The sequence below is a fragment of the Methylobacterium sp. Leaf111 genome (assembly GCF_001423285.1).
In the GTDB taxonomy this organism is placed as follows: Bacteria; Pseudomonadota; Alphaproteobacteria; order Rhizobiales; family Beijerinckiaceae; genus Methylobacterium.
Map to the genome: position 1 here is coordinate 37,473 of NZ_LMNE01000034.1, position 19,985 is coordinate 57,457.

Annotated in this window: 22 protein-coding genes and 1 pseudogene; 9 read left to right on the forward strand and 14 right to left on the reverse strand. The window is 66.9% G+C overall.

Annotation, left to right across the window (positions count from 1 at the left end; all coding sequences use genetic code 11):
* Positions 1 to 30 precede the first annotated feature (30 nt).
* The 3 genes from ASF41_RS15290 to rsmA all read left to right on the forward strand — a co-directional run bounded on the left by ASF41_RS15290 (position 31) and on the right by rsmA (position 4,556).
* On the forward strand, positions 31 to 2,640 hold the full coding sequence (locus ASF41_RS15290; protein ID WP_407067296.1) for an LPS-assembly protein LptD: 2,610 nt from the start codon (positions 31 to 33) through the stop codon (positions 2,638 to 2,640).
* Positions 2,641 to 2,748: 108 nt separating this feature from the next.
* Positions 2,749 to 3,699 carry a 4-hydroxythreonine-4-phosphate dehydrogenase PdxA gene (gene pdxA, locus ASF41_RS15295; RefSeq protein WP_407067297.1) on the forward strand — a complete coding sequence of 317 codons (951 nt, stop codon included), beginning with the start codon at positions 2,749 to 2,751 and terminating at the stop codon, positions 3,697 to 3,699.
* Positions 3,696 to 4,556 carry a 16S rRNA (adenine(1518)-N(6)/adenine(1519)-N(6))-dimethyltransferase RsmA gene (gene rsmA, locus ASF41_RS15300; protein WP_056494642.1) on the forward strand — a complete coding sequence of 287 codons (861 nt, stop codon included), beginning with the start codon at positions 3,696 to 3,698 and terminating at the stop codon, positions 4,554 to 4,556. Before pdxA ends, rsmA begins: the two co-directional genes overlap by 4 nt.
* An 88-nt stretch (positions 4,557 to 4,644) precedes the next feature.
* On the opposite strand, the gene ASF41_RS15305 is transcribed toward rsmA, so the two are convergent.
* The 3 genes from ASF41_RS15305 to ASF41_RS15315 form a co-directional block, all read right to left on the reverse strand.
* Positions 4,645 to 5,643 carry a TIM44-like domain-containing protein gene (locus ASF41_RS15305; protein WP_056494645.1) on the reverse strand — a complete coding sequence of 333 codons (999 nt, stop codon included), beginning with the start codon at positions 5,641 to 5,643 and terminating at the stop codon, positions 4,645 to 4,647.
* 115 nt (positions 5,644 to 5,758) lie between these two features.
* Complete coding sequence (locus ASF41_RS15310) at positions 5,759 to 6,874, reverse strand: ATP-binding protein (protein WP_056494648.1); 1,116 nt, start codon at positions 6,872 to 6,874, stop codon at positions 5,759 to 5,761.
* An 87-nt stretch (positions 6,875 to 6,961) separates the two neighbouring features.
* Positions 6,962 to 7,594: a helix-turn-helix transcriptional regulator gene (locus ASF41_RS15315; protein ID WP_056273458.1), complete on the reverse strand. Its 633-nt coding sequence runs from the start codon at positions 7,592 to 7,594 to the stop codon at positions 6,962 to 6,964.
* Between the two features lie 218 nt (positions 7,595 to 7,812).
* On the opposite strand from ASF41_RS15315, the gene ASF41_RS15320 reads away from it, so the two are divergent.
* The 3 genes from ASF41_RS15320 (at position 7,813) to ASF41_RS15330 (ending at position 9,884) form a co-directional block, all read left to right on the forward strand.
* Positions 7,813 to 8,205 carry a DUF952 domain-containing protein gene (locus ASF41_RS15320; RefSeq protein WP_056494651.1) on the forward strand — a complete coding sequence of 131 codons (393 nt, stop codon included), beginning with the start codon at positions 7,813 to 7,815 and terminating at the stop codon, positions 8,203 to 8,205.
* Positions 8,202 to 9,281: a quinone-dependent dihydroorotate dehydrogenase gene (locus tag ASF41_RS15325; RefSeq protein ID WP_056494655.1), complete on the forward strand. Its 1,080-nt coding sequence runs from the start codon at positions 8,202 to 8,204 to the stop codon at positions 9,279 to 9,281. Before ASF41_RS15320 ends, ASF41_RS15325 begins: the two co-directional genes overlap by 4 nt.
* Before the next feature lie 228 nt (positions 9,282 to 9,509).
* Positions 9,510 to 9,884 (forward strand): response regulator, encoded by a 375-nt coding sequence (locus ASF41_RS15330; protein ID WP_056494658.1) that lies wholly within the window; start codon positions 9,510 to 9,512, stop codon positions 9,882 to 9,884.
* A 51-nt stretch (positions 9,885 to 9,935) separates the two neighbouring features.
* Here the strand turns inward: ASF41_RS15330 and ASF41_RS15335 are convergent, their stop codons facing one another.
* The 6 genes from ASF41_RS15335 to ASF41_RS15360 all read right to left on the reverse strand — a co-directional run bounded on the left by ASF41_RS15335 (position 9,936) and on the right by ASF41_RS15360 (position 14,087).
* Complete coding sequence (locus ASF41_RS15335; protein WP_056494661.1) at positions 9,936 to 11,405, reverse strand: PAS domain S-box protein; 1,470 nt, start codon at positions 11,403 to 11,405, stop codon at positions 9,936 to 9,938.
* Positions 11,406 to 11,729: 324 nt separating this feature from the next.
* Positions 11,730 to 12,182, reverse strand: a complete 453-nt coding sequence (locus tag ASF41_RS15340) for a BLUF domain-containing protein (RefSeq protein ID WP_056218743.1) — start codon at positions 12,180 to 12,182, stop codon at positions 11,730 to 11,732.
* Between the two features lie 169 nt (positions 12,183 to 12,351).
* Complete coding sequence (locus ASF41_RS15345) at positions 12,352 to 13,008, reverse strand: SOS response-associated peptidase (protein ID WP_056494664.1); 657 nt, start codon at positions 13,006 to 13,008, stop codon at positions 12,352 to 12,354.
* A 3-nt stretch (positions 13,009 to 13,011) separates the two neighbouring features.
* A complete protein-coding gene (locus tag ASF41_RS15350; RefSeq protein ID WP_244479673.1) occupies positions 13,012 to 13,320 on the reverse strand; it encodes a hypothetical protein in 309 nt (102 codons plus the stop codon).
* Positions 13,280 to 13,489, reverse strand: a complete 210-nt coding sequence (locus tag ASF41_RS15355) for a hypothetical protein (RefSeq protein WP_056218733.1) — start codon at positions 13,487 to 13,489, stop codon at positions 13,280 to 13,282. Before ASF41_RS15355 ends, ASF41_RS15350 begins: the two co-directional genes overlap by 41 nt.
* 337 nt (positions 13,490 to 13,826) lie before the next feature.
* Positions 13,827 to 14,087 carry a hypothetical protein gene (locus ASF41_RS15360; RefSeq protein ID WP_056494670.1) on the reverse strand — a complete coding sequence of 87 codons (261 nt, stop codon included), beginning with the start codon at positions 14,085 to 14,087 and terminating at the stop codon, positions 13,827 to 13,829.
* Positions 14,088 to 14,429: 342 nt separating this feature from the next.
* On the opposite strand from ASF41_RS15360, the gene ASF41_RS15365 reads away from it, so the two are divergent.
* On the forward strand, positions 14,430 to 14,621 hold the full coding sequence (locus ASF41_RS15365; RefSeq protein WP_056494673.1) for a hypothetical protein: 192 nt from the start codon (positions 14,430 to 14,432) through the stop codon (positions 14,619 to 14,621).
* Between the two features lie 385 nt (positions 14,622 to 15,006).
* Here the strand turns inward: ASF41_RS15365 and ASF41_RS15370 are convergent, their stop codons facing one another.
* From ASF41_RS15370 to ASF41_RS26680, 5 genes and pseudogenes are all read right to left on the reverse strand, one after another.
* Positions 15,007 to 15,225, reverse strand: a complete 219-nt coding sequence (locus tag ASF41_RS15370; protein ID WP_056218723.1) for a hypothetical protein — start codon at positions 15,223 to 15,225, stop codon at positions 15,007 to 15,009.
* Between the two features lie 139 nt (positions 15,226 to 15,364).
* Positions 15,365 to 15,520, reverse strand: coding sequence for a hypothetical protein (locus tag ASF41_RS25800; protein WP_210166990.1), 156 nt, complete (start codon positions 15,518 to 15,520; stop codon positions 15,365 to 15,367).
* Positions 15,521 to 15,586: 66 nt separating this feature from the next.
* Positions 15,587 to 16,153, reverse strand: coding sequence for a PilZ domain-containing protein (locus ASF41_RS24015; RefSeq protein ID WP_082487656.1), 567 nt, complete (start codon positions 16,151 to 16,153; stop codon positions 15,587 to 15,589).
* A 76-nt stretch (positions 16,154 to 16,229) separates the two neighbouring features.
* On the reverse strand, positions 16,230 to 16,706 hold the full coding sequence (locus tag ASF41_RS26175) for a hypothetical protein (RefSeq protein WP_244479680.1): 477 nt from the start codon (positions 16,704 to 16,706) through the stop codon (positions 16,230 to 16,232).
* 95 nt (positions 16,707 to 16,801) lie between these two features.
* Positions 16,802 to 16,979, reverse strand: a pseudogene (locus ASF41_RS26680) (recombinase family protein); the annotation flags it as partial.
* A 978-nt stretch (positions 16,980 to 17,957) separates the two neighbouring features.
* Between ASF41_RS26680 and ASF41_RS15380 the strand changes: the two are divergent.
* Together ASF41_RS15380 and ASF41_RS25035 are read left to right on the forward strand one after the other, a co-directional pair.
* Positions 17,958 to 18,929 carry an alpha/beta fold hydrolase gene (locus ASF41_RS15380; RefSeq protein WP_056494679.1) on the forward strand — a complete coding sequence of 324 codons (972 nt, stop codon included), beginning with the start codon at positions 17,958 to 17,960 and terminating at the stop codon, positions 18,927 to 18,929.
* Positions 18,930 to 18,953: 24 nt separating this feature from the next.
* Positions 18,954 to 19,253, forward strand: coding sequence for a hypothetical protein (locus ASF41_RS25035; protein ID WP_156389575.1), 300 nt, complete (start codon positions 18,954 to 18,956; stop codon positions 19,251 to 19,253).
* Positions 19,254 to 19,985: the final 732 nt, after the last annotated feature.

Below are 19,985 nucleotides of genomic sequence, written 5' to 3' on the forward strand. Positions count from 1 at the left end.
CGCAGGCCTTGGCAGGAGTTGGGACTGGCGTTGCGTAAGGTCGCCGACATCACGTTGGCCACGGGGTTCGTGGCGCTGCTCACGGCCGTCGCCCCCGCGGCGACCGGCGGGCCGGCGCTCGCCCAGGGGGCCCCGCGGGCAAGTGCCCCGAAGGCGGACGCCGGCAAGCCGGACTCGGGAAAGCCGGCCGAGCGCCTTCTCGTGGAGGCCGCCGAGCTCGTCTACGACAACGACCGCAACACGGTGACGGCCCGCGGCAACGCCGAGCTGCATTACGGCCCACGTACCTTGCAGGCCGACCGGGTGATCTACGACCGCAAGGCGAGCCGGGTCTTCGCCGAGGGCAACGTGCGCCTGACGGAAGCGTCGGGCGCGGTGGTCACCGGCGCCAAGATGGAGCTCACCGACGACTTCAAGAACGGCTTCATCGACGCCCTCCGGGTGCAGCAGAGCGTCCAGCTCAACGGGCAGACCGTCCGCACCCGCTTCTCGGCGCCCCGCGCCGAGCGGATCGAGGGCGACAGCACCAGCTTCGACTACGGCACCTACACGGCCTGCGAACCCTGCAAGAACAATCCGGAGACGCCGCCGCTCTGGCAGATCCGCGCCACCAAGATCGTCCACAACAATCAGACCCACACCGTCGCGTTCGAGGAATCGACCCTTGAGATCGGCGGCATCCCGGTCGCCTACCTGCCGTATTTCGAGACCGCCGACCCGACGGTGAAGCGCAAGACTGGCTTCCTGACGCCGCGCTTCCTCACTTCGACGGCCCTGGGCTCCGGCCTTGCGACCCCGTTCTTCGTCAACCTGGCGCCGAACTACGACCTGACGCTGTCGCCGGCCTTCCTGAGCAACCAGGGCGTCCTCGGCCAGGCGGAGTTCCGGCACCGGCTGGAGACGGGCTCCTACAACCTGCGCCTCTCCGGCATCTTCCAGACCACGCCGAGCGCCTTCCTGCCCGGCCCCCTCGGGGCGGGAGACCGCGACTTCCGCGGCTCGGTGGAGTCCAAGGGCCAGTTCTACATCAACGACCGCTGGCGCACGGGCTGGGACGTCGTCGGCGTCACCGACAAGTGGTTCCTCGACAACTACCGCATCCGCAACCAGAGCATCACCACGGACTATTTCCGTGAGGCCGTGTCGACCGCCTACCTGATCGGTCAGGGCGATCGCTCGTGGTTCGAGGCGCGGGGCTACTACTTCAAGGGCCTGTCGAGCTTTGACTGGCAGAAGGAGCAGCCCTTCGTCGCGCCGGTGATCGACTACGACAAGCGCATCAACGGACCCGGCTTCCTGGGCGGCGAGGTGCGGTTCGAGGCCAACATCACCAGCCTGACCCGCCAGGCGACGGATTTCCAGGCCGTTCAGAGCCCGACGGCCTATCTCCAGACGCCGACCATCAACGGCCGGACCTACTACCTCTACGAGACCTGCACGTCCTTCTCGCGCGGCCAGTGCGTGATCCGGGGCCTCGCCGGCACGAACACCCGCGCCTCGGCCCAGCTGTCCTGGCGCCGCAGCTTCATCGACGACGTCGGCCAGGTCTTCACGCCCTTCGCCTACCTGCGCACGGACGCGTTCTTCGTCGACCCGCGCACCTCCGGCTACCAGAACGCCCTGTCCGCCAACATCGCGACGCAGGACGCGGATTTCTCGGGGCGCGTCCTGCCCGCCGTCGGCATCGACTACCGCTACCCGTTCGTCAGCAATTTCGGACCGCTGGGCGTGCACACGATCGAGCCGATCGCGCAGGTCATCGCGCGACCGAGCGAGACGCGGATCGGCCGGCTGCCGAACGAGGACGCACAGAGCCTGATCTTCGACGACACCTCGCTGTTCGAGTGGGACAAGTTCTCAGGCTACGACCGGGTCGAGGGCGGCATGCGCACCAATCTGGGCGCGCAGTACTCCGTCGTGACTCCCGCCGGTTGGTACGCGAACGTGATGTTCGGCGAATCGATCCAGATCGCCGGCGTGAACTCGTTCCGCCGCGGCGACATCGCCAATGTCGGCCTCGATTCCGGCCTCGACAGCCGGGCCTCGGACTTCGTCGGCCGGTTCCAGCTGTCGCCCAACCAGCACATCACCTTCATCACCCGCGGGCGCTTCGATCACGCCGATCTCGGCGTGAACCGGGTCGAGACCGGCGTGATTGCCCGCCTCGCTCCCTTCGCGCCGATCGATCTTTCGGCGTTCTACTCCTATTACAAGGCCCAGCCCGCCCTCGGCTTCGCCAACCGTCGCGAGGGCGTCACCGCCTCGGCCACCTATCACGTGACGCCGAACTGGTTCGTCACGGGCTCGGCCCTGGTGGACCTGTCGCACTACCTCGACGTGCGCGACAACTTCCAGACCGCCTACGCCTCCTACCTCGCGAACCCCGTCGGGGACGCGCCCGTCTACCGCAACCCGGGACGCGCCTATCTCTCGGGCATGAGCATCGGCGGGGGATACCAGGACGAGTGCACGACGGTGTCGGTCAACTACATCGTCTCGCCGGTGGCGGCGGCCCTCGGCACCAGCGAGCGCAACCGGACCGTCCTGCTCCGGCTTGAACTGAAGACCCTGGGCGAGGCGGACTTCCGCCAGAACCTGAACACGGCCATCACGGCCGACGGCATCTCGACGGTCCGCTGAGGCGGCTTGGCCCCTGGAACGACACGGAGTGTTGCGGTGAGCAGCCTGCACGGGCCGATCGCCCTCACCCTCGGAGATCCGGCCGGCATCGGACCGGAACTCGCCCTCATGGCCTGGCGCCTGCGAGACGCCGGGCCCGGGCTGCCGCCCTTCTTCCTGATCGGCGACCCCGCCTTCATCGAGCGGCGGGCAAGCGAACTGAACTTGCGAGTTCCCATCGCGGATGTCGGCCCGGATCTCGCCACCGAAGTCTTCGGGCGCGCCCTGCCGGTGATGGCCCTTCCCAGCGGCGCCGCCATTCATGCCGTGGCGGGCCGGCCGGATTCCGCCAATGCCGGTGCGACGCTGGAATCGATCACCACGGCGGTGACCCTCGTCCGTGCCGGGGCGGCGACCGCCCTCGTCACCAACCCGATCGCCAAGTACGTCCTGACGCAGGTCGGCTTCGCGCATCCGGGCCATACCGAGTTCCTGGCCGCCTGCGCGGTGGAGCCCGGCGAGATCCCGCCGCTTCCTGTGATGATGCTGTGGAGCGAAACCCTGGCGGTGGTGCCGGTGACCATTCACGTCGCCCTTCGGCTGGTGCCCGACCTTCTGACGCAGGATCTCGTCCTGCGCACCGCCCGCATCGTGGCGGAGGACCTGCGCCGGCGCTTCGGTCTCGCCCGGCCGCGCCTCGTCCTGTCCGGCCTCAACCCGCATGCGGGCGAGAACGGCACCATGGGCACGGAGGATCGTGACGTGTTGGAGCCGGCGGTGCTGCAATTGCAGAGCGAGGGCATCGACATCCGCGGGCCGTTACCCGCCGACACCCTGTTCCATGCGCGGGCCCGGGAGACCTACGACGTGGCCCTGACACCGACCCACGACCAGGCCTTGATCCCGATCAAGACCCTGGCCTTCGACGAGGGCGTGAACGTCACCCTCGGCCTGCCCTTCATCCGGACATCGCCGGATCACGGCACCGCCTTCGACATCGCCGGCAAGGGCATCGCCCGACCCGACAGCCTGATGGCGGCGCTCCGCCTCGCCGCCCGTCTCGTGAAGGCCGGCGCGTGAGCGAGGACGGAAGCACCAGCACCGATGGCCTACCGCCCCTGCGGGAGGTGGTGCGCCGGCACGGCCTGGAGCCCAAGAAGGCGCTCGGGCAGAACTTCCTGTTCGACCTCAACCTCACGGGACGGATCGCCCGCTCGGCCGGCCCGCTCGACGGCGTGACCGTGGTCGAGATCGGCCCCGGCCCCGGCGGCCTCACCCGTGCGCTCCTGGCGGAGGGCGCCGCCCGGGTCATCGCCATCGAGCGCGATCCCCGCGCGCTTCCGGCGCTGGCCGAGATCGCGGCGCACTATCCGGGGCGCCTCGACGTGGTCGATGCCGATGCCCTGAGCTTCGACCCGGTGCCGCTGATCGGCACGGGGCCGGTACGGATCGTCGCCAACCTGCCCTACAACATCGGCACGCCCCTGCTGGTGGGCTGGCTCGCCAGCGCAGCCTGGCCGCCCTGGTGGGATGGCCTGACACTGATGTTCCAGCGCGAGGTGGCCGAGCGCATCGTCGCCGACCAGGACGACCGCGCCAATTACGGCCGCCTCGGCGTCCTCTGCGGCTGGCGGACCGAGGCCCACATCCTCTTCGACGTGGCGCCCTCGGCCTTCGTGCCACCACCGAAGGTGACGTCCTCCATCGTGCGGCTGACGCCCCGGCGCGAGCCGCTGGCCTGTTCGGTTCAGGCCCTGGAGGCGATCACCCGGGCGGCCTTCGGGCAGCGGCGCAAGATGCTGCGTCAGAGCCTCAAGGCGGCAGTGCCCGATCCGGCCCGGCTTCTGGACGCGGCCGGCATCCCCGAGACGGCACGGGCGGAGGAAGTGCCGGTCTCGGCCTTCGTGGCGATGGCGCAGGCTTACAGGCCCGCCTGATCGCCGCCTCCTAAAACGCGGAAGGGCCCGCGCGGACATCTCCGCGCGGGCCCTTCGTTTTCAGCGGTTCATCGCCGATGTCGGTCGTTCAGCGACCCTGCTGGATCGCCGAGAGGATCCACCGGCCGCCGCGCTCGCGCACGAAGGTCCACAGTTCGACCGCCTCGGGCTCGCCGGTCTCGACGACCCGCTGGGTCTTACGGTCGAGAGTCACATCCTTGATGGCGTAGCGCATCGCCACCGTGGCGTACTCGGCGTTGCCCTCGCACCAGGACTCGGAGAGGTCGCCCTGCAGCAGCTTCACGTCCGAGATCCGATTGACGACACCGCGTGCCTCGTTGGCGCGCAACTCCTCGAGGAAGTAGCCGGCCATCTCCGGGGTGGCGAGGTTGCGGAGCGCGGCCGCATCCTCACGGCCATAGGCAGCTTGCACGTCGTTGAGGGCGATCTCGAAGCTCTCGAAGTCGCCCGGTCCGATCTGGACCGGACGCGCCTGTGCGGGCTGGACCGGTGCGGGACCGCGCTGGGCGTTGCCGTAGCCGCCGCCCGTCGGGGTGCCCCCCAGGGGTGCGCCACCCAATGGGCCCGGATTCGCGCCGGCGCCGTCGAGACTGGAGCGGGACAGGCCGGCCGCGGCCGGCTGGCCCTGACGCCGGCGGAACCAGCGCACGGCGAAGGAGACGAGCAGGACCACGAGGCCGACCTGGAGGATCAAGCCGAGGAACGAGGCGATGCCGCCGAGGCCGCCGAAGAAGCCGCCGCCCAGGAGCGCGCCGAGCAGGCCTGCGCCGAGCAGGCCGGCCATGAAGCCGCCGCCGAAGCGCCGTCCGGGCTGGGCTGCGGTGTTCATGCCGGGATTGCCCATGGCGGGGCCAGGCTGGGTCTGCGAGCGCTGGATCGGGGCCGGGGCGCCGGGCGCCGTGGTGGTGGCCGAAGGCGGCGCGTAGGTGCGCGAGCCGCGCGAGCCCATGCCACCGCTGCTGCCGCTACCGGGACGCGCCTCGACGACGGGCGCTGCGAGAACCAGCGTCGCAGCGAGCGCGAGGATGGATGCCGCGCGCTTCCGGCGAGTGGTGGAGGTGAGCATGAAAACGCCTCTGGTGAACAACTGGGAAGTCCGGCGATGACGCCGCTCCTGATATGGTGACGTTCGCGCCGGAGTTTTAGTCCGTTGTTCTTGCCAGAATCCTGTTGGATTCCCCTCAGAGCGCGGCAGGGAACACCATCCGGACCGTGGCGCCCTCACCGGGCTTCGAGTCGATCGAAACCGTGCCGTTCTGGCGCTTCACGAGGCCGTGGACGATGGCGAGCCCGGCACCCCGACCGGCCTCGCGGCTGGTGACGAAGGGCGCGAGGGCGCGGGCCGCCATCTCGGGGGACATGCCCTGGCCCTCGTCGGTCACAGTGATGCCGACGGCGCCGTCGCCGGGCCGCTGCAGGGCCCGGTCCCCCGGGGGCACCGCGAAGGTCGCGATCACGATGCGCCCGGGCGCCGGCATGGCCTCGCAGGCATTGGCCACGATGTGGTTGAGGGCGAGCTCGATCTGGGTCGGGTTGCTGAGGCCGCAGGCGAGCCCCGCCGTGGTCCGGGTCTCCAGGGTGATCCGGGCCGGCAGCGTCGGGCCGGTCCGGGCGCCGAACGCTTCGATCAGCCCGTTCAGGTCGACCGGGCGGACATCGGGCGCGATGCGGCGCGAGAAGGCCAGGAGCTGGCGGGTCAGAGTGGTGGCGCGCTCGGCCGCGTCCGTGGAGCGGACGATGGCGCGCTGAATGAAGGGCTCGTCGCGGTCCCCCAGACGACGCTTCAGCCCGTCGATGTAGCCGATGAGGATCTGGAGGAAGTTGTTGAATTCATGGGCCACGCTGTTGGTGAGCAGGCCCAGCGCCTCGCGCTGACGGGAGAGTGCGAGGGCTCCCTCGGCGTCGTGGCGGCGGGTGACGTCCACGACCTGCGCCAGCCGGTAGGGGGTTTCCGGAACCGGGACGAGGTAGACCTGCACCCAGAATGCCGCACCGCCGCCCGGGCGCGCCAGCACCTCGACGCCCTCGGGCGCCCCACCGGAGAGAGCCGCCGCGAAGGTGGCGCCGGAGTCCCGGTCACTGGCGAGCCCGAGCCAGTCGCGCAGGTCGCCGTCGGAGGACGCATCGGCGGGCCGGCGGACGAGGTCGCGGAGGGCGCGGTTGGCGAGGAGGATGCGGCCGCCGGGCGCGGCCGGCGCCAGCAGCGCGGCCGGCACGGCCGAGGCGGTCAGCAGTCGGGCGAGGCCGGCCTCCGGCGCGCTTTCCGCAGGGTGATCGTCCGTCCGGGGCGATGCCATGGCCTGTCCGCCGATCCGGGGCACGCGGCCCCTCCGGCCGCAAGGCATAGCCCCAACCGGGAGAACGGCAAAGCTGCGCCGGAGACGCTACTGGCGCACCCACATCACCCGGCCGATCCAAGCGATGTCGCTGACGTTGACGACCCGGTCCTCGTGGTCCGGGTTCAGCGAGGCGAGCTCGATGGTGCGTGCGGTCTTGCGCTTCAGTTCCTTGGCCAGCACCTCGCCGGCCGCGAGCCGCACCACCACCCGGTCGCCCTTGCGGACCCCGGCGGTCGGCGAGACGATGAGCACGTCGCCGTCGCGATAGAGGGGCGCCATCGAATCGCCCTGCACCTCCAGGGCGAAGGCGCGATCGTCGGCCAGGTCCGGAAACTCGATCTCCTCCCAGCCGGGACCGCCGGTGGGCATGCCCTCGTCGGTGAAGAGGCGCCCGGCGCCGGCCTGGGTCATGCCGATCAGCGGGATCATGGTGCGCGGCGGTCCATCGCGCGCTTCGATCAGACGGAGAAATTCGTCGAGGCTCGCCCCGGTGGCAGCCAGCACCTTCGAGACCGATTCGGTGGAGGGCCAGCGCTTGCGGCCATCGGGGCCGATGCGCTTCGAGCGATTGAAGCTCGTCGCGTCCAGTCCGGCCCGCCGAGCGAGACCGGACGCGGAGAATCCGTGACGTTCCGCTAGGCGGTCGATTGCGGTCCAAATCTGTTCATGAGACAGCATCGAAAGCTCAAAGCGTATTACGGGTAAGACGTCCAGCCTAGAGTTAGGAAAGTAGAACTATTCTACTCGGATGGCAATGGTGCGAAGGCTGCCGATTCAGCCGGTCGCTTCATCCTGGGGTCCTGGCAACTCATGATGTCAACTTAGTCCGTGAGGTTGCAGTTTCGGACGTCGCGGCGGCGTTTGATCGGCCCTGCGAAACCCGGTACGGAGCGGGCATGGCGCTCATCTACAAGATCTCCCCCCGGGCCCTCTGGCGCAGGGCCGAGGATATCGGCCGCTTCGAGGGCGCCCCGATCGACCGCACCGACGGCTACATCCATTTCTCCACCGCCGCTCAGGTGGGGGAGACCGCGGCCCGCCACTTCGCCGGCGTCGAGGACCTCGTTCTGGTCGCCGTGGAGGCCGAAGATCTCGGGCCGGCCCTGCGATACGAACCGTCGCGGGGGGGCGATCTGTTCCCGCACCTCTACGCCGTCCTGGACCTGAAGGCCGTCCGGTCCGTGACCGACCTGCCCCTCGGGGCCGACGGGCGCCACGTCTTCCCGCGCGATCTCGGCGCAGCCCCCCTCGCCGGCGCGGGCCCCCGTGCCGAAGGACGCCCGGCATGATCGGCGCCCTCTTCCCCCTGGCCAAGCCCCTGCTGCACCGCCTCGATGCCGAGACGGCGCACAATCTCACGCTGCGCGGCCTCGCCGCCCTGCCCCCGCGCCGGCCGCCGGCCGACGATGCACGCCTTGCCGTCGAGGCCCTGGGCCGCCGGTTTCCGAATCCGGTCGGTCTCGCGGCGGGCTTCGACAAGGGCGCCGAGGTGCCCGATGCCCTCCTCGGACTCGGCTTCGGCTTCGTCGAGGTCGGCGGCGTCGTTCCGAAGGCGCAGCCGGGCAATCCCCGCCCCCGGGTCTTCCGGCTGGCACAGGACCAAGCGGTCATCAACCGCTTCGGCCTGAACAGCGAGGGCCTCGAGGTGGTGCGAGGCCGCCTCGCCGCCCGCCAGGGCCGGCCGGGGCGCATCGGCGTCAATATCGGCGCCAACAAGGATTCGACCAACCGCCTCGCCGACTACGTGACCTGCACCCGCGCCCTGGCGCCGCTGGTGGATTTCGTCACCGTCAACGTCTCCTCGCCGAACACCCCCGGCCTGCGGGACCTCCAGGGCGAAGCCTTCCTGGACGAGTTGCTCGCCCGGGTGGTCGAGGCCCGCGACACGACCCATCCGGCCTCCGCCATCCTGCTGAAGATCGCGCCCGACATCACCCTCGACGCCCTCGACGCGATGACGGCCACCGCCCTGCGGCGCGGCGTCCAGGGTCTGGTCGTGTCCAACACCACCATCGCCCGGCCCGGGACCCTTCGCGAGGCGAGCCTCGCCCGCGAGACCGGCGGCCTCTCGGGCCGGCCGCTCTTCGCGGCGGCAACTCGTCTCCTCGCCGAGACCTATCTGCGGGTCGGCGGAAAGCTTCCCCTGGTCGGCGTCGGCGGCATCGACTCGGCGGAGGCCGCCTGGACCAAGATCCGGGCCGGCGCCAGCCTGCTCCAGCTCTATTCGAGCCTCGTCTATGCCGGTCCCGGGCTGATCCCGAAGATCAAGGTCGGGCTGGTGGAGCGCATGAAGGCCGAGGGCGTGCCCCAGCTCGCCCCCGTGGTCGGGCGCGACGCCGCCGCCCTGGCAAAGCTGCCGGGCTGACGCCGCAGCGCCGGGCCAGCGCCCTTACGCTCTCTTCACGTCACCGGATCGCGCGACGGAGTGCCCCGCTTCCAGGGAGAACCCGGACCAGAGCGCGTCCCTCGCAGCATGGTGCTCAGCCATATCACCACACCGCGGGATCAAACACCGAGGCGGCCAAGGTCGGGAATGCCCCTGGGCCTAACGATCCAACAGGCAACCGTTCCGGAGGTCGCTTGTTGAACAGCAATGTCGAGGAAACGCGATCCCGAAACATCGTTGGTGCTTGTGGTCGAGGACGATGACCTCGTCCGCATGATGGCGGTCGACATGCTGGAGGATGCCGGCTTCTCGGTGGTCGAGGCACGTCAAGCCGATGAAGCCTGGTTCATCCTTCACGAGCGTTCGGACATCGGCGTGCTCTTCACGGACGTCGATATGCCCGGGTCTATGTGCGGAGTGACCCTGGCCGAGCGCGTCCACCACGCCTGGCCCGACATCCGGCTCGTCGTGACCTCGGGACGCAACCGGTTCGTGAATCGGGATATGCCGGATCACGGGTTGTTCGTCGCCAAACCCTACAGCTCCTCCCAGGTCGTCGACGCCATCCACCACGCGGCCTGACGTCTGGATGGCGTTTACCAGAATGAGGATACCAGACCGAACGGCGCCCCTTCAGTCTCGGGTGATCTCCAGCAGCGGCGCCTCGGCCGTGAACACGACGCCGCGCGGGCGGTAATCGATCTCCGCCGTCCCTCCGATCTCCTGGGCCAGGGCGCGTTCGATCATGCGGGAGCCGAAGCCGGTCCGCGTCGGTCGCGAGACCCGGGGTCCACCGACCTCCTGCCACTGAAACCAGAGCCGGTCGGGACTGGACCCGTCCACGATATCCCAGCTCACGATCACCCGACCGTCGTCCCGCGAGAGGGAACCGTACTTGACGGAATTCGTCGCGAGTTCGTGGATGGCGAGCGCGAAGGCCAGGGCGACGCGCGGTGCGAGGCGCAGGATCGGTCCACCGATCTTGAAGCGATGACCCTGCTCGACGCCGAACGGGTGCAGCGCCGCAATGACGACCTCCGTCAGAGTCGCCCAATCGCCACTGCCCCGGGCCAGCATTTCCGTCGCGGCCGACAAGGAACGTAGGCGGGACTCCATCGCGACCTGCGCCTCCTCCAAGGAAGCGGCACCCCGCAGCGTCTGGCGGGAGATGGATTGGACGGTCGCCAGGGTGTTCTGGATGCGGTGGTTGAGCTCGCCCGCAAGGAGGTCGCGGTGCTCTTCGGCCCGCTTGCGGTCCGTGATGTCCAGGCTGATCCCGGCGATGCTCAGAGGTGTGCCATCCGCGCGGTACGAGGCCTGGCCGCGAAACTGCAGCCAGCGTGTCTCGCCTCGCGGAGTGATGATACGGATCTCGACGTCGTAGTCCGAGTGGCCGGCAATCGCAGCGTCCCGGGCCGCGAGCTTCCTGGGGAGATCCTCCGGATGGATGGCCTTGAGCATCTCCTCGTAGGTCAGCGGTTCGTTCTGCGGGCGACCAAGGTTCTCCTTGAACCCATCCGACGAGACCAGGCGCATGACGCCGAGATCGAGCGTCCAGGCTCCGAGGCGTCCGGCCTTCAGGGTAAATCGGAGGCGCTCCTCGCTCTCGATGAGTTCGAGGGAGCGGCGGGCCGACTCCGCCTCCAGGGCGTCGCGGTCCTTCTGGAGGACGACAAGCCGCTCCTTTTCGAGGGTCACGTCATACTGCGAGGCGAAGAAGTAAGTCAGTTCGCCGTCGGGCGCGAAGACAGGCGAGACGAGGAGGCGGTTCCAGAAAGCGATGCCGTCCTTGCGGTGGTTCTTCAGGTCGATCTCGATGGTGACGCGCCGGTCGATGGCGTCCCTGACCCGCTTGACGTCCTCGGGGTTCGTCTCGGGGCCCTGCAGGAAACGGCAGTTGCGTCCGATGATCTCCGAGCGTTCGTAGCCGGTGAGCTTCACGAACGCGTCGTTCACGTACACGATGGGATTGTCGGGCAACCGCGGATCGGTGATCACCATCGGCATGCGCGTCGCGCGCACGGCAGCGGCGAAGGGATCGGAGCCGACGACGGAGCTGGTGATCTCGGCGTCGATGCGCGCGCCGTCTTCGTAGTCGTTCAAGTGTCGGCCGTCCCGGTGATCAGAAGCGTTCTAGTGAACGATCCTGATCAGGCCAGGGGTGTGATTGTCACACCGCCCATCGCCGCTGCGCGTTCGGTCCCGACGCTCGTGAACATCGGGAAGCGCGAGCCCAGCCGCCGATCTCGAAGACCTTCGCGGGCATCAAGACCTGAACCTCGTCGGCGTTCGGTCTTCCGCTCCAACGACCGGCGAGATCTCGGGCTGCGCCTCAGCCGCTGAACAGCGACCGAGGCCTCCCACGGCGTTCGATTCAAGTAAGGCCAGAGTGGTGATCGGCGCCCCAAGAATGACGGTGGGATACCGTTAGCTGGCGAGACGCTGCGCCTGACGCTTGGCGGCATCGAAGGCCTGGAGGTCGAGCGCGAGGTTGATGATCTGCGTGCTCTTCAGGCGTGTGGGCTCGATGGCGCTGCCGATGCCATGCTGCAGGTAGACCTCTTCCACCTCCGGCGTCCGCATGGCGCCTCCCATGGTCCAGTTGGGAAAGGAGCGGCTCGGACTGTTGCGCGCATCCATGATGGTCGCCGTCGTGTGGCGCGGATCCCGTGCAATACGAGTATAAGTCGCGCTTACCTGCGCCTGCTCACCCTCCAGGATCTGGATGAACCAGGTCTTGTCGAAGATCAGGAACCCGGTGATCCCGTCTCGGCTGTTGTTGCGCTGTGAGGCTGTGACGATCTCCCGCAAATTCGTCAACATCGCCCGGTCGTTGCCGAGGACGACGTTGCGGCTGTAATAAACAAGCTGGTGGATCATCGCAGTTTTTCGCTTCTGCCATCAGGCGTTGTATGAGTAGATCTTTTTCTCTCTCGACCAGATGGATTGATAACGTAGCCCGGTGAAGATCGTCTTTAATCTGATTTGCTTGTTTGGCAGCTAAGTTAATCAAATGACAAGGTAGGAATTTGCGAAGCCGCTCGATTTTTCACTCTGCCGGATCCTTTCGAGATCCCGTCGCCACGATCCGCATCATCGCATCCGGCAGGGGACGCTGAAGCTTGAGCGCAATCTCGGTCGGGGCCGCGAGCCAGGTGCTCCACGCCTCCGGCGTCGTCAGCAGCACCGGCATGGCCTTCGGGTGGACCGGGCCGACGATACCGTTGGCCTCGCAGGTCAGGAAGGAGAACAGGTGGTGCTCCTCCTCGATGCGGTCGGGGTTCTCGGCCTTCGTGCCGCGCACCCCCGTCCAGGGGCGCCAGATGCCGGCGAACGCAAACAGCGGCCGGTCCTCGCCGAGAGCGAACCAGGTCGGTGTCTTTCGCGGCTTGGTGTCGGCGTACTCGCTGAACGAGGAGACCGGTACCAGGCAGCGGTACTCCGGCCTGAGCCAGGGCCGCCAGTGCGGGCTCTTCACGTTGCGCACGTTGGTCACAGGATGCTCGCCGAACGACTTCGGGCCCGGGATGCCCCAGCGCAACATCTCCAGGACGCGTTCGCCGTCCTCGGTCACGCGCACGATGGGCGCGCGCTGATCGGGGAAGATGCCCGGCAGCGGCGGCAGGTTGCCGGTGCGATCGACCGACACGCCGAAGGAAGCGCGGATCTCGGCCTGGGGCGTGACCAGGCTGTAGAGGTTGCACATGGCTCAGGTCCTCGACGGCAGCCCCGCGGGTTCAGGGCCACCCGTGGTGTCGAGCTTGGCCCGGCACGTGATGCCGTAGACGTTGGGGGTCCGGCTTCCAACCTCGCGCTGGAAGCGGCAGGTTTGCGTGAGAGCCAGGTACACGTCCAGCACCGAGGCATGCGCGCCGAAGCGCTGGCGCAGTCGCTCGATCACATAGGATCCGCGCCGTCCGCAGGGACTGTACAGGAGGACGATGCGTTCGGCGCGGACATCGCACAGGCGCTCCACGTCAGGTGCCCCGACCGGGTCCGGCACCGCGAACGTAGCCATAGGAGATCCGCCGTTCGGCCGTGGCCAGCTTCGCCTCCAAGCTCAGGATGTCCTCGATGGCCTGCAGCAGGGCCCGGCGGGCATCGCCACCGGCCGCTTCTGCGTAGGCCAGAGCGATCATCTCGGCCTCGCTCATGGACGCCATCTCGGCGATCTGCGTTGCGGTCATGGGTCTTGTCCCCCCTTCAGTACAAAGCAGGAACATTCTGGACGGGCGCGGGTCAAACGCTTTGTGGACGACCTGTGCAGACCGGGGACAGAGGGCAGAAACGCCTTGCCAAGGGGAGCGTCACGCTGCGCTTCGAAAAGCTGTCAAGCATAGCAAGAGACCCGCCGCGGCCAGGGCCAGGCGGGTCTCGAAGGCATATCCGTAGGGCTCGGCCTTTACAGGCTCAAGGAGGCGTTGGCGGAGCCGACGATGGTGCAGACGATGCCACCCGCGAAGGCAGCGATCATCGCGGTGGAGAAACCTTTCAGCAGCATGGGAGTCTCCGTCGCGAGCCCAATCAGCAGCGGTTTCCGCCCGAGGTCTGGCCATACTGCTGGGTGGGGAAGTTCTGCTGGTTGGCGTTGCCCTCGGCGGCCGAGCTCATCGGGCAACCGAGATAGGCCGGAGGACGGCGCACATCGGTGATCGAGCCCGTGGTCTCGTCGTCGTAGGGTGCGAACGACGTGTAGCGAGAGGGGCTGTCATAGGCCATGGCGGACGAGATCGGAGCAACGCCAAGGACAAGGGCGGTGGCGAGGGCGGCGATACGGGTCTTCATTAAAGCTTACGAGCTCCTTCACAGTACGAACCAATGTCCTGGTTCGTTTCTCTCTGTCTGAAACCAATATGGGGAGCTAATTTCATTCTTGACGTGCCAGGGGACACGCACTGCACCGGATTAAAACTGAGCGTCGCAAATCCGGCCTCGGCTGGTCAGGCACGGGGCACCGAAGAGACATCCCAAGGCGTTGCATTTGATAGAGGTATACCAGAGACATTGCCTGAGCGGACGTTTCCGATCCAGGATCCAGGCTGCCCCACTTGGCCACCTGTGATCCGATCCGGGCTACGATCTCGCAAATGCCAACCCCATATCCCGGTCGAGAGCGGAGACGATGTCGTGTTCACAGTGAAGGGGACTGATCCGAGTGGCAGGGTGATGACCTTCGCCTGCGGCACGGACGAACAGGCGATGGAGAAGACGTGGGAGCTGCGGCGGCGAGGCTTTCGGGACGTCGTGGTCGTCGATCCCAAAGGCAAGGAGCTCGGCGATGGGGCGTTCGAGCGCTCCCTGGAGATCGACTGGGAATGAGCCGCGTGGCAGGCGGGTTACCCGGTGCGTGGCTCTAGCGCGTGCAGTCAGGCGCGACGCCACCGCATCGCGGCGAGCGTGCCCTCGATCTGCCCTCGCATTCAAAGGTTCGCCGTCGAACGCTCCCCCCGGCTGCCGAGGGCATGAAGGGTTGCGATGGTCTCGTTCCGATGCGCCTCGCCCCGGGCGATCACGTCATCGCGTACCTCGACCGTCTCCGCGGGCAACCCGTTCGCATGCCCTCCCCGTTCAGGCATCTCGGCTTTGGCCGCCGTCGGCACGACATGGAACGCCTGGAAGGCCTTTTGGCTTGCGCGGGAACGATCGGCTTCACGAGCCTCGATCAGTCGAACCGGTGGTCGAATGGTGCGGTCCCCCCCGACAGTCAGCCCGTGCGCCGCCCCTGTTCGGCCTCTGCGCGCCAGGCATCGCACTCGCGCTCGGCCTGCGCCAGTCGGAGACGCAGGGCCTCGTTCGCGGCGTGCTGCTCACCCGCGTCGACCGCCAGCTCGACGCATTGGTCCTGAACCTCCGCGAGTTGCCGGCGCAGCTCCGCATTCTCGATGACCACGGCAAGGAAATCGGCGCTGCGCTGGTCGCTCATTCCGTCCCCTATCACACCCATCCTGGGGCGGCGGGTCTATCTCAGCTCGCTGAACGCCACCACCCGGGACAGCGCGGCCCCCGGCCGCGGATCCCTGCCGCGCGATGCACGATGGCCTTGTACCGATCCACGGACTCCCTCAGGAGATCGCCCAGGCGAGCACCAGCATGCCGCCGAGGAACATCTCATAGGTGGCCATCACGGCGACGACTTCGCGATGCTGCCGGAGGACGGAATGGGAAGCGAGGAGCATGACACGGGACCAGAAGCTGGAATGCCCCCTCTTCTGATCCAAGACCCCTCCTGAGGCGAGACCTTCGGCCTGCGGAACGAACGAGAAACATCGCTCGTGGTGCAGCGGTTACAGAGCCGCCGAACGACGGCCTTGCCCCTTGCTGAAGGGAGGCGCCAAGAGCTTTGCGGTCGAGGCCGGCATCAGAGCCGCGCTGGTGCTGCGAAGCGCTTCCCGAGATTGATCAAACGGATCCGGCAAGGGCTCGATATACGCCCAGCCCATGGCGTTGCGCCGCTCGATCAGATCCATCACCGCGTCGACGGCTCGACGAAGACGCACCCGGGTCATCGTGGCTTCGCTGTCCAGGGCTGGGTTGAGCGCTTCGAAGACGAGGTCTTCCTTGAACGCGGTCTCGATGAGGATTTCCTCTATTTCATGACGAACTGGATCAAGGAATTCGATGCCATAGCCGTCCGCTTCTCGCCGGGCGATGCGACACGCACGGGGTAGGCTGCTCAAGCCGATCGCAAGATCGAAATTTGCCGGGATGGGCGCGTTCTTCGGCGTACGCACGAAGCTTCCGTGAGTGGAGATATCTGTGATGAGGCAAGGAATAGGGTTACTTGAGAGCGGAACGAAGATCCTCGCCTCCAGATTGCATTGCTGTCTTTTGAATCGCCGCCGATCAGGCATCTACTATACCATTTTGTTGCATTAATACATCAAACTCGAGCCAATATCCCGATTGCCGGGTTAACAACCAATGAAATTACCCGGGAAAAGAATTTTGTGTCTCTGCGGAACTTCCTGTGAGACATTGGGTACATGCAAATCTAGTACGGGCCCTGAAGAGATCACCTAAAGCGTTGCGCCTGAACAAGGTATACCAGCGCCGGCGCTGGTGCTCGGGTCGATGGGGGTTCATGAGGCTGCGCTGGCCGAAGGCCGAAGGGTCCCGAGTCGCGTTGTTCGTCGTGTCGCGGTCGCCGGTGGCCAGGATCACGCGTGTGGTTCGTACGGTACCCAGAGCATCGTCGGCCCCACTCGCCGGACAGACGAAGCGCCCTGCCCCGTCACGCCAGGAGCCCTCCCCTCCGTCCCACCAGTGCCCATCCGTCAGATGGAAGACGCGCCGTCCATGCGGACGGGCGCAGACCTCGCAACGTCCCTTGGCTCGCTCGAAGCGGATCACGGCCGAGAGATGCGGCCAGTCGGTGGGGTAGACGAAGCGGTGCTCGCGCCGGATCCGCTACGTCTGCCTCGCTGCGGGGGCGGGCCTGGAGGAACTCGCTGAAGAGCGTGTCCCGGCTAACCCCGAGGCGCGTGGCAATGGCCGCGATCGAGAGAGTCGATGGTGCGCATCATCTGGACGAGCGAGCGTCCAGACGACGAGCACGTCGGTGGGGCGGAGTGAGGCGAGGGCCGCCTCGAACTCGGGGCCCTTGATCCCGGCCTTATCGAACGTCTTCTCCTCGAGCAGGCACTCGCAGCCGGCTCGTGTCAGCGCATCACGCTGCAGGTCGAGGGTCGAGACGAGGGCATATCGGAATAGTGATTCCGGTACGTTTCATCCGCAATGGAAATCCAATCCTATCTTTCCCGACAGAGATGGGGCGTCTCAAGGGTGCGTAGATCGGGCCCGGCAAGGGTAATCGGAAAACAATCGGATCTTCGACATCCCGGCCATTCAAGCGAATGTCTAGTGCTTTCTGGGGTTCATCATCGAGGTTCCATCGCAACCAATCACCCTGCGATCAGTTTCTTGTGATCAGCACCTCCGAACGCGTCTGCGCCGTTCCCGGCTGATCCAAGGACATCGACATGCGGGCTTTAAAGGCGATGACGATCGCCGCGCTGGTTCTGAACCCAGCCCTTGCACGCGCTCAAGGCGCATTGAGTCAGCCCACGCCCGATAGCAGCGGCGGAACCGGTAGGCCTGCGAACCTTTGCACGGAACTCGTTGCCTTCGTGAAACAGCCCGAGGCCGCGACAAAGGCCGCGGAGGCACCGCCACAGCTCGCTACGGCGGTGACGGCCAAGAAGAGTGACGATACGTCAGCGAAGCCCTCAGCTCCGGGCACGCCCCAGAACACCTCGGGTCAGAGCGGGCAGATCACGTCCTCCGGACCGGGTGCGGCTGGTCCCCAGGGTGAGGCGCAGAACAAGGCCGCTCCGGCAGGCTCCACGGCCACGGCATCGGGACCTGCGAAGGTCGCGTCTGCGACGGTCCCGGCTGCGCCCGCGGCTCCCAAACCTTCCGCCGAGAACGTGCAGCAGATCGAGAGCGCGGCGGGCACGAACGACATCCAGGGTTGCCGAGCCGCTGCTCAGACCATGCGGCGGGCCGGCGTCGTGATGCCAGGGCCACTCCTGGCTCTCGCCGCGATGGCACCCCGGCTCCTGGAAACCGCCCCTCGTCCCTGAGAACGCTCGACTCCCATCGCACGCGCACCGTCTCCTCGATCAGGGAGCCACTTTCACCACAGAGGATCACACTATGACGCGCCGCTCGACCACGCCCTGGCTGGTTCCCGCTCTCATCGGGTCTGCTGCTGCTCTTGGTGCATCCGCGCTGTTTGCGGTCGTGAGCGCCCGCGAAGCCGAGCGGCGCACGCGGCCCATCGGCGACTTCATGACCGTGGATGGTGTGCGCTTGCACTACATCGTCCGAGGCCACGGTCAGCCCTTGGTGCTGATCCACGGCAACGGCACGATGATCCAGGACTTCCTGGTCAGCGGAATCGTGGACGAACTTGCCAAGCGCTACCGGGTCATCATCTTCGACCGGCCGGGCTATGGCTACAGCAGCCGGCCCCGCGGGATCTGGACCCCGCGGGCTCATGCGACGTTGTACGAAAAGGCTCTGGAGCGGCTTGGCGTCTCGAACGCGGTGGTCCTTGGGCACTCCTGGGGCGGCCTTGTCGCCATCGCGCTGGCGCTGCAGGCGCCAAGCCTCGTGCGGAGCCTCGTCTTGGCTTCGGGCTACTACTACCCGACGCTGCGGGCCGATGTGATCCTGGCTTCACCCCCGGCGATCCCCGGCATTGGGGACGTCCTGCGCTACACCGTATCGCCACTCGTTGGTCGGGCTCTCATGCCGGGCATGATCAAGGGGATGTTCGCGCCGGCTCGCGTGCCGGAGCGGTTTGATCGGGAGTTCCCCAAGGAGATGATGCTGCGACCTCTGCAGCTCCGAGCATCCGCTGAGGATGCTGCGTTGATGACCCCGGTGACGGTCGAACTGCAGGCGCACTACCGCGAACTCAAATTGCCCGTCGTCATCATCGCCGGGGCCGACGATCAGATCGCAGATGTCGAACGTCAATCCGAGCGATTGCACCACGCCTTGCCTCAGAGCGAATTCATCGTCGTCCCGGGCATGGGCCACATGATCCATCATCTCGCGCCAAAGCAGGTCGTTCAGGCCATCGACCGCGCGTTCGAGATGGCACGCGGCGACCGTGTGTAATCGGAAAGGGCGGGACGAATTCGCATGGCACACTACATCGCAATCGAGAGAGCTACGGGCCGCGTCTACGGCGACACGGCACGCTTTGGTCAAGCCGGGAACGTAGCTTCCCCGGATGATGCGGTCTTTCTCTTTGACCGCCATCATGGCCGTGCGGCTCGCGGATTTGGTCACGTCGGGCCAACGAGCACGGCGGCAAGCTATGACGTCTATGAGATCCAGCCATCCGGCTCTCATGCTCCGACGGCCAGCGAGGCTGGAGCACAGGCCCTCGTGAAGGATCACGGATCGTGGGTGGTCGCGCTCGTCAGCTACAATTCCTGACGGGCCTGGGACCGCGCAATCGATCTCGTCACGGAAAAGGCCAGAAACGCACTGGCTCCGACGGAAAGAGCTGCGATCACCAACAAATCGACGTCCGGCTCAAGCCAATTCAAGCCGGCCCCGATGTGCCAGGCATGAAGCCAGAAGCCACTGATAGGAAGTGTAAGCACCGCTGTCGTCACAAGGTAGATGCGCCACCTGAACATCCGGCGAGCCTACGCCTGATCACGTGGAAGCGCTATTCCCGCAACATGTTACGTCTGTCCCACGCATGGCGAAGCCGGTCAGCGCGACAGGCGAGCAAGGCTCCCGCTCCCATCGGACCAACCGGCTTCAGTCGTACCGTATTGCGGCGGGCCGTGTCGGCCAGCAGCGTGATCGGCTCGGACCGAGGCAAACACCCCATCTCCGATCTGATAGATGCAGTTTCGGTCAAGGTGGTTAAAGCTTCCTTACCTGTCACCGGAAGACCGCGGACCGAAACGGTGGGCCTTCGCGTTTTAGGCCGGCCTGAAGGTCGGCTGACAGCCGCCTCGGCGACGTCTGATGTCGGAACGACCGCTGTTTCCCGACATCGTTGCCGTCCGGTGTGCGTATGACCCCATCGTGAAGCGGGCCATCCGCATTCGACCCACCCCTGCCCTTCCGCGTCCTTGAGGCGATGCTGGGAAGCAGGCGTTCGACACCCCATCCGGGATCGGAATCCTCGAACGCAGGAACCGCGTGGATGGC

Bases quoted from the DNA above. Each gene is read 5' to 3' on its own strand.
- pdxA (WP_407067297.1), top strand. From the start codon at position 2,749: ATGGCCTGGCGCCTGCGAGACGCCGGGCCCGGGCTGCCGCCCTTCTTC.
- ASF41_RS15305 (WP_056494645.1), bottom strand. From the start codon at position 5,643: ATGCTCACCTCCACCACTCGCCGGAAGCGCGCGGCATCCATCCTCGCG.
- ASF41_RS15310 (WP_056494648.1), bottom strand. From the start codon at position 6,874: ATGGCATCGCCCCGGACGGACGATCACCCTGCGGAAAGCGCGCCGGAG.
- ASF41_RS15315 (WP_056273458.1), bottom strand. From the start codon at position 7,594: ATGCTGTCTCATGAACAGATTTGGACCGCAATCGACCGCCTAGCGGAA.
- ASF41_RS15320 (WP_056494651.1), top strand. From the start codon at position 7,813: ATGGCGCTCATCTACAAGATCTCCCCCCGGGCCCTCTGGCGCAGGGCC.
- ASF41_RS15325 (WP_056494655.1), top strand. From the start codon at position 8,202: ATGATCGGCGCCCTCTTCCCCCTGGCCAAGCCCCTGCTGCACCGCCTC.
- ASF41_RS15330 (WP_056494658.1), top strand. From the start codon at position 9,510: ATGTCGAGGAAACGCGATCCCGAAACATCGTTGGTGCTTGTGGTCGAG.
- ASF41_RS15340 (WP_056218743.1), bottom strand. From the start codon at position 12,182: ATGATCCACCAGCTTGTTTATTACAGCCGCAACGTCGTCCTCGGCAAC.
- ASF41_RS15345 (WP_056494664.1), bottom strand. From the start codon at position 13,008: ATGTGCAACCTCTACAGCCTGGTCACGCCCCAGGCCGAGATCCGCGCT.
- ASF41_RS15350 (WP_244479673.1), bottom strand. From the start codon at position 13,320: ATGGCTACGTTCGCGGTGCCGGACCCGGTCGGGGCACCTGACGTGGAG.
- ASF41_RS15355 (WP_056218733.1), bottom strand. From the start codon at position 13,489: ATGACCGCAACGCAGATCGCCGAGATGGCGTCCATGAGCGAGGCCGAG.
- ASF41_RS15360 (WP_056494670.1), bottom strand. From the start codon at position 14,087: ATGAAGACCCGTATCGCCGCCCTCGCCACCGCCCTTGTCCTTGGCGTT.
- ASF41_RS15370 (WP_056218723.1), bottom strand. From the start codon at position 15,225: ATGAGCGACCAGCGCAGCGCCGATTTCCTTGCCGTGGTCATCGAGAAT.
- ASF41_RS24015 (WP_082487656.1), bottom strand. From the start codon at position 16,153: ATGCCTGATCGGCGGCGATTCAAAAGACAGCAATGCAATCTGGAGGCG.
- ASF41_RS15380 (WP_056494679.1), top strand. From the start codon at position 17,958: ATGACGCGCCGCTCGACCACGCCCTGGCTGGTTCCCGCTCTCATCGGG.
- ASF41_RS25035 (WP_156389575.1), top strand. From the start codon at position 18,954: ATGGCACACTACATCGCAATCGAGAGAGCTACGGGCCGCGTCTACGGC.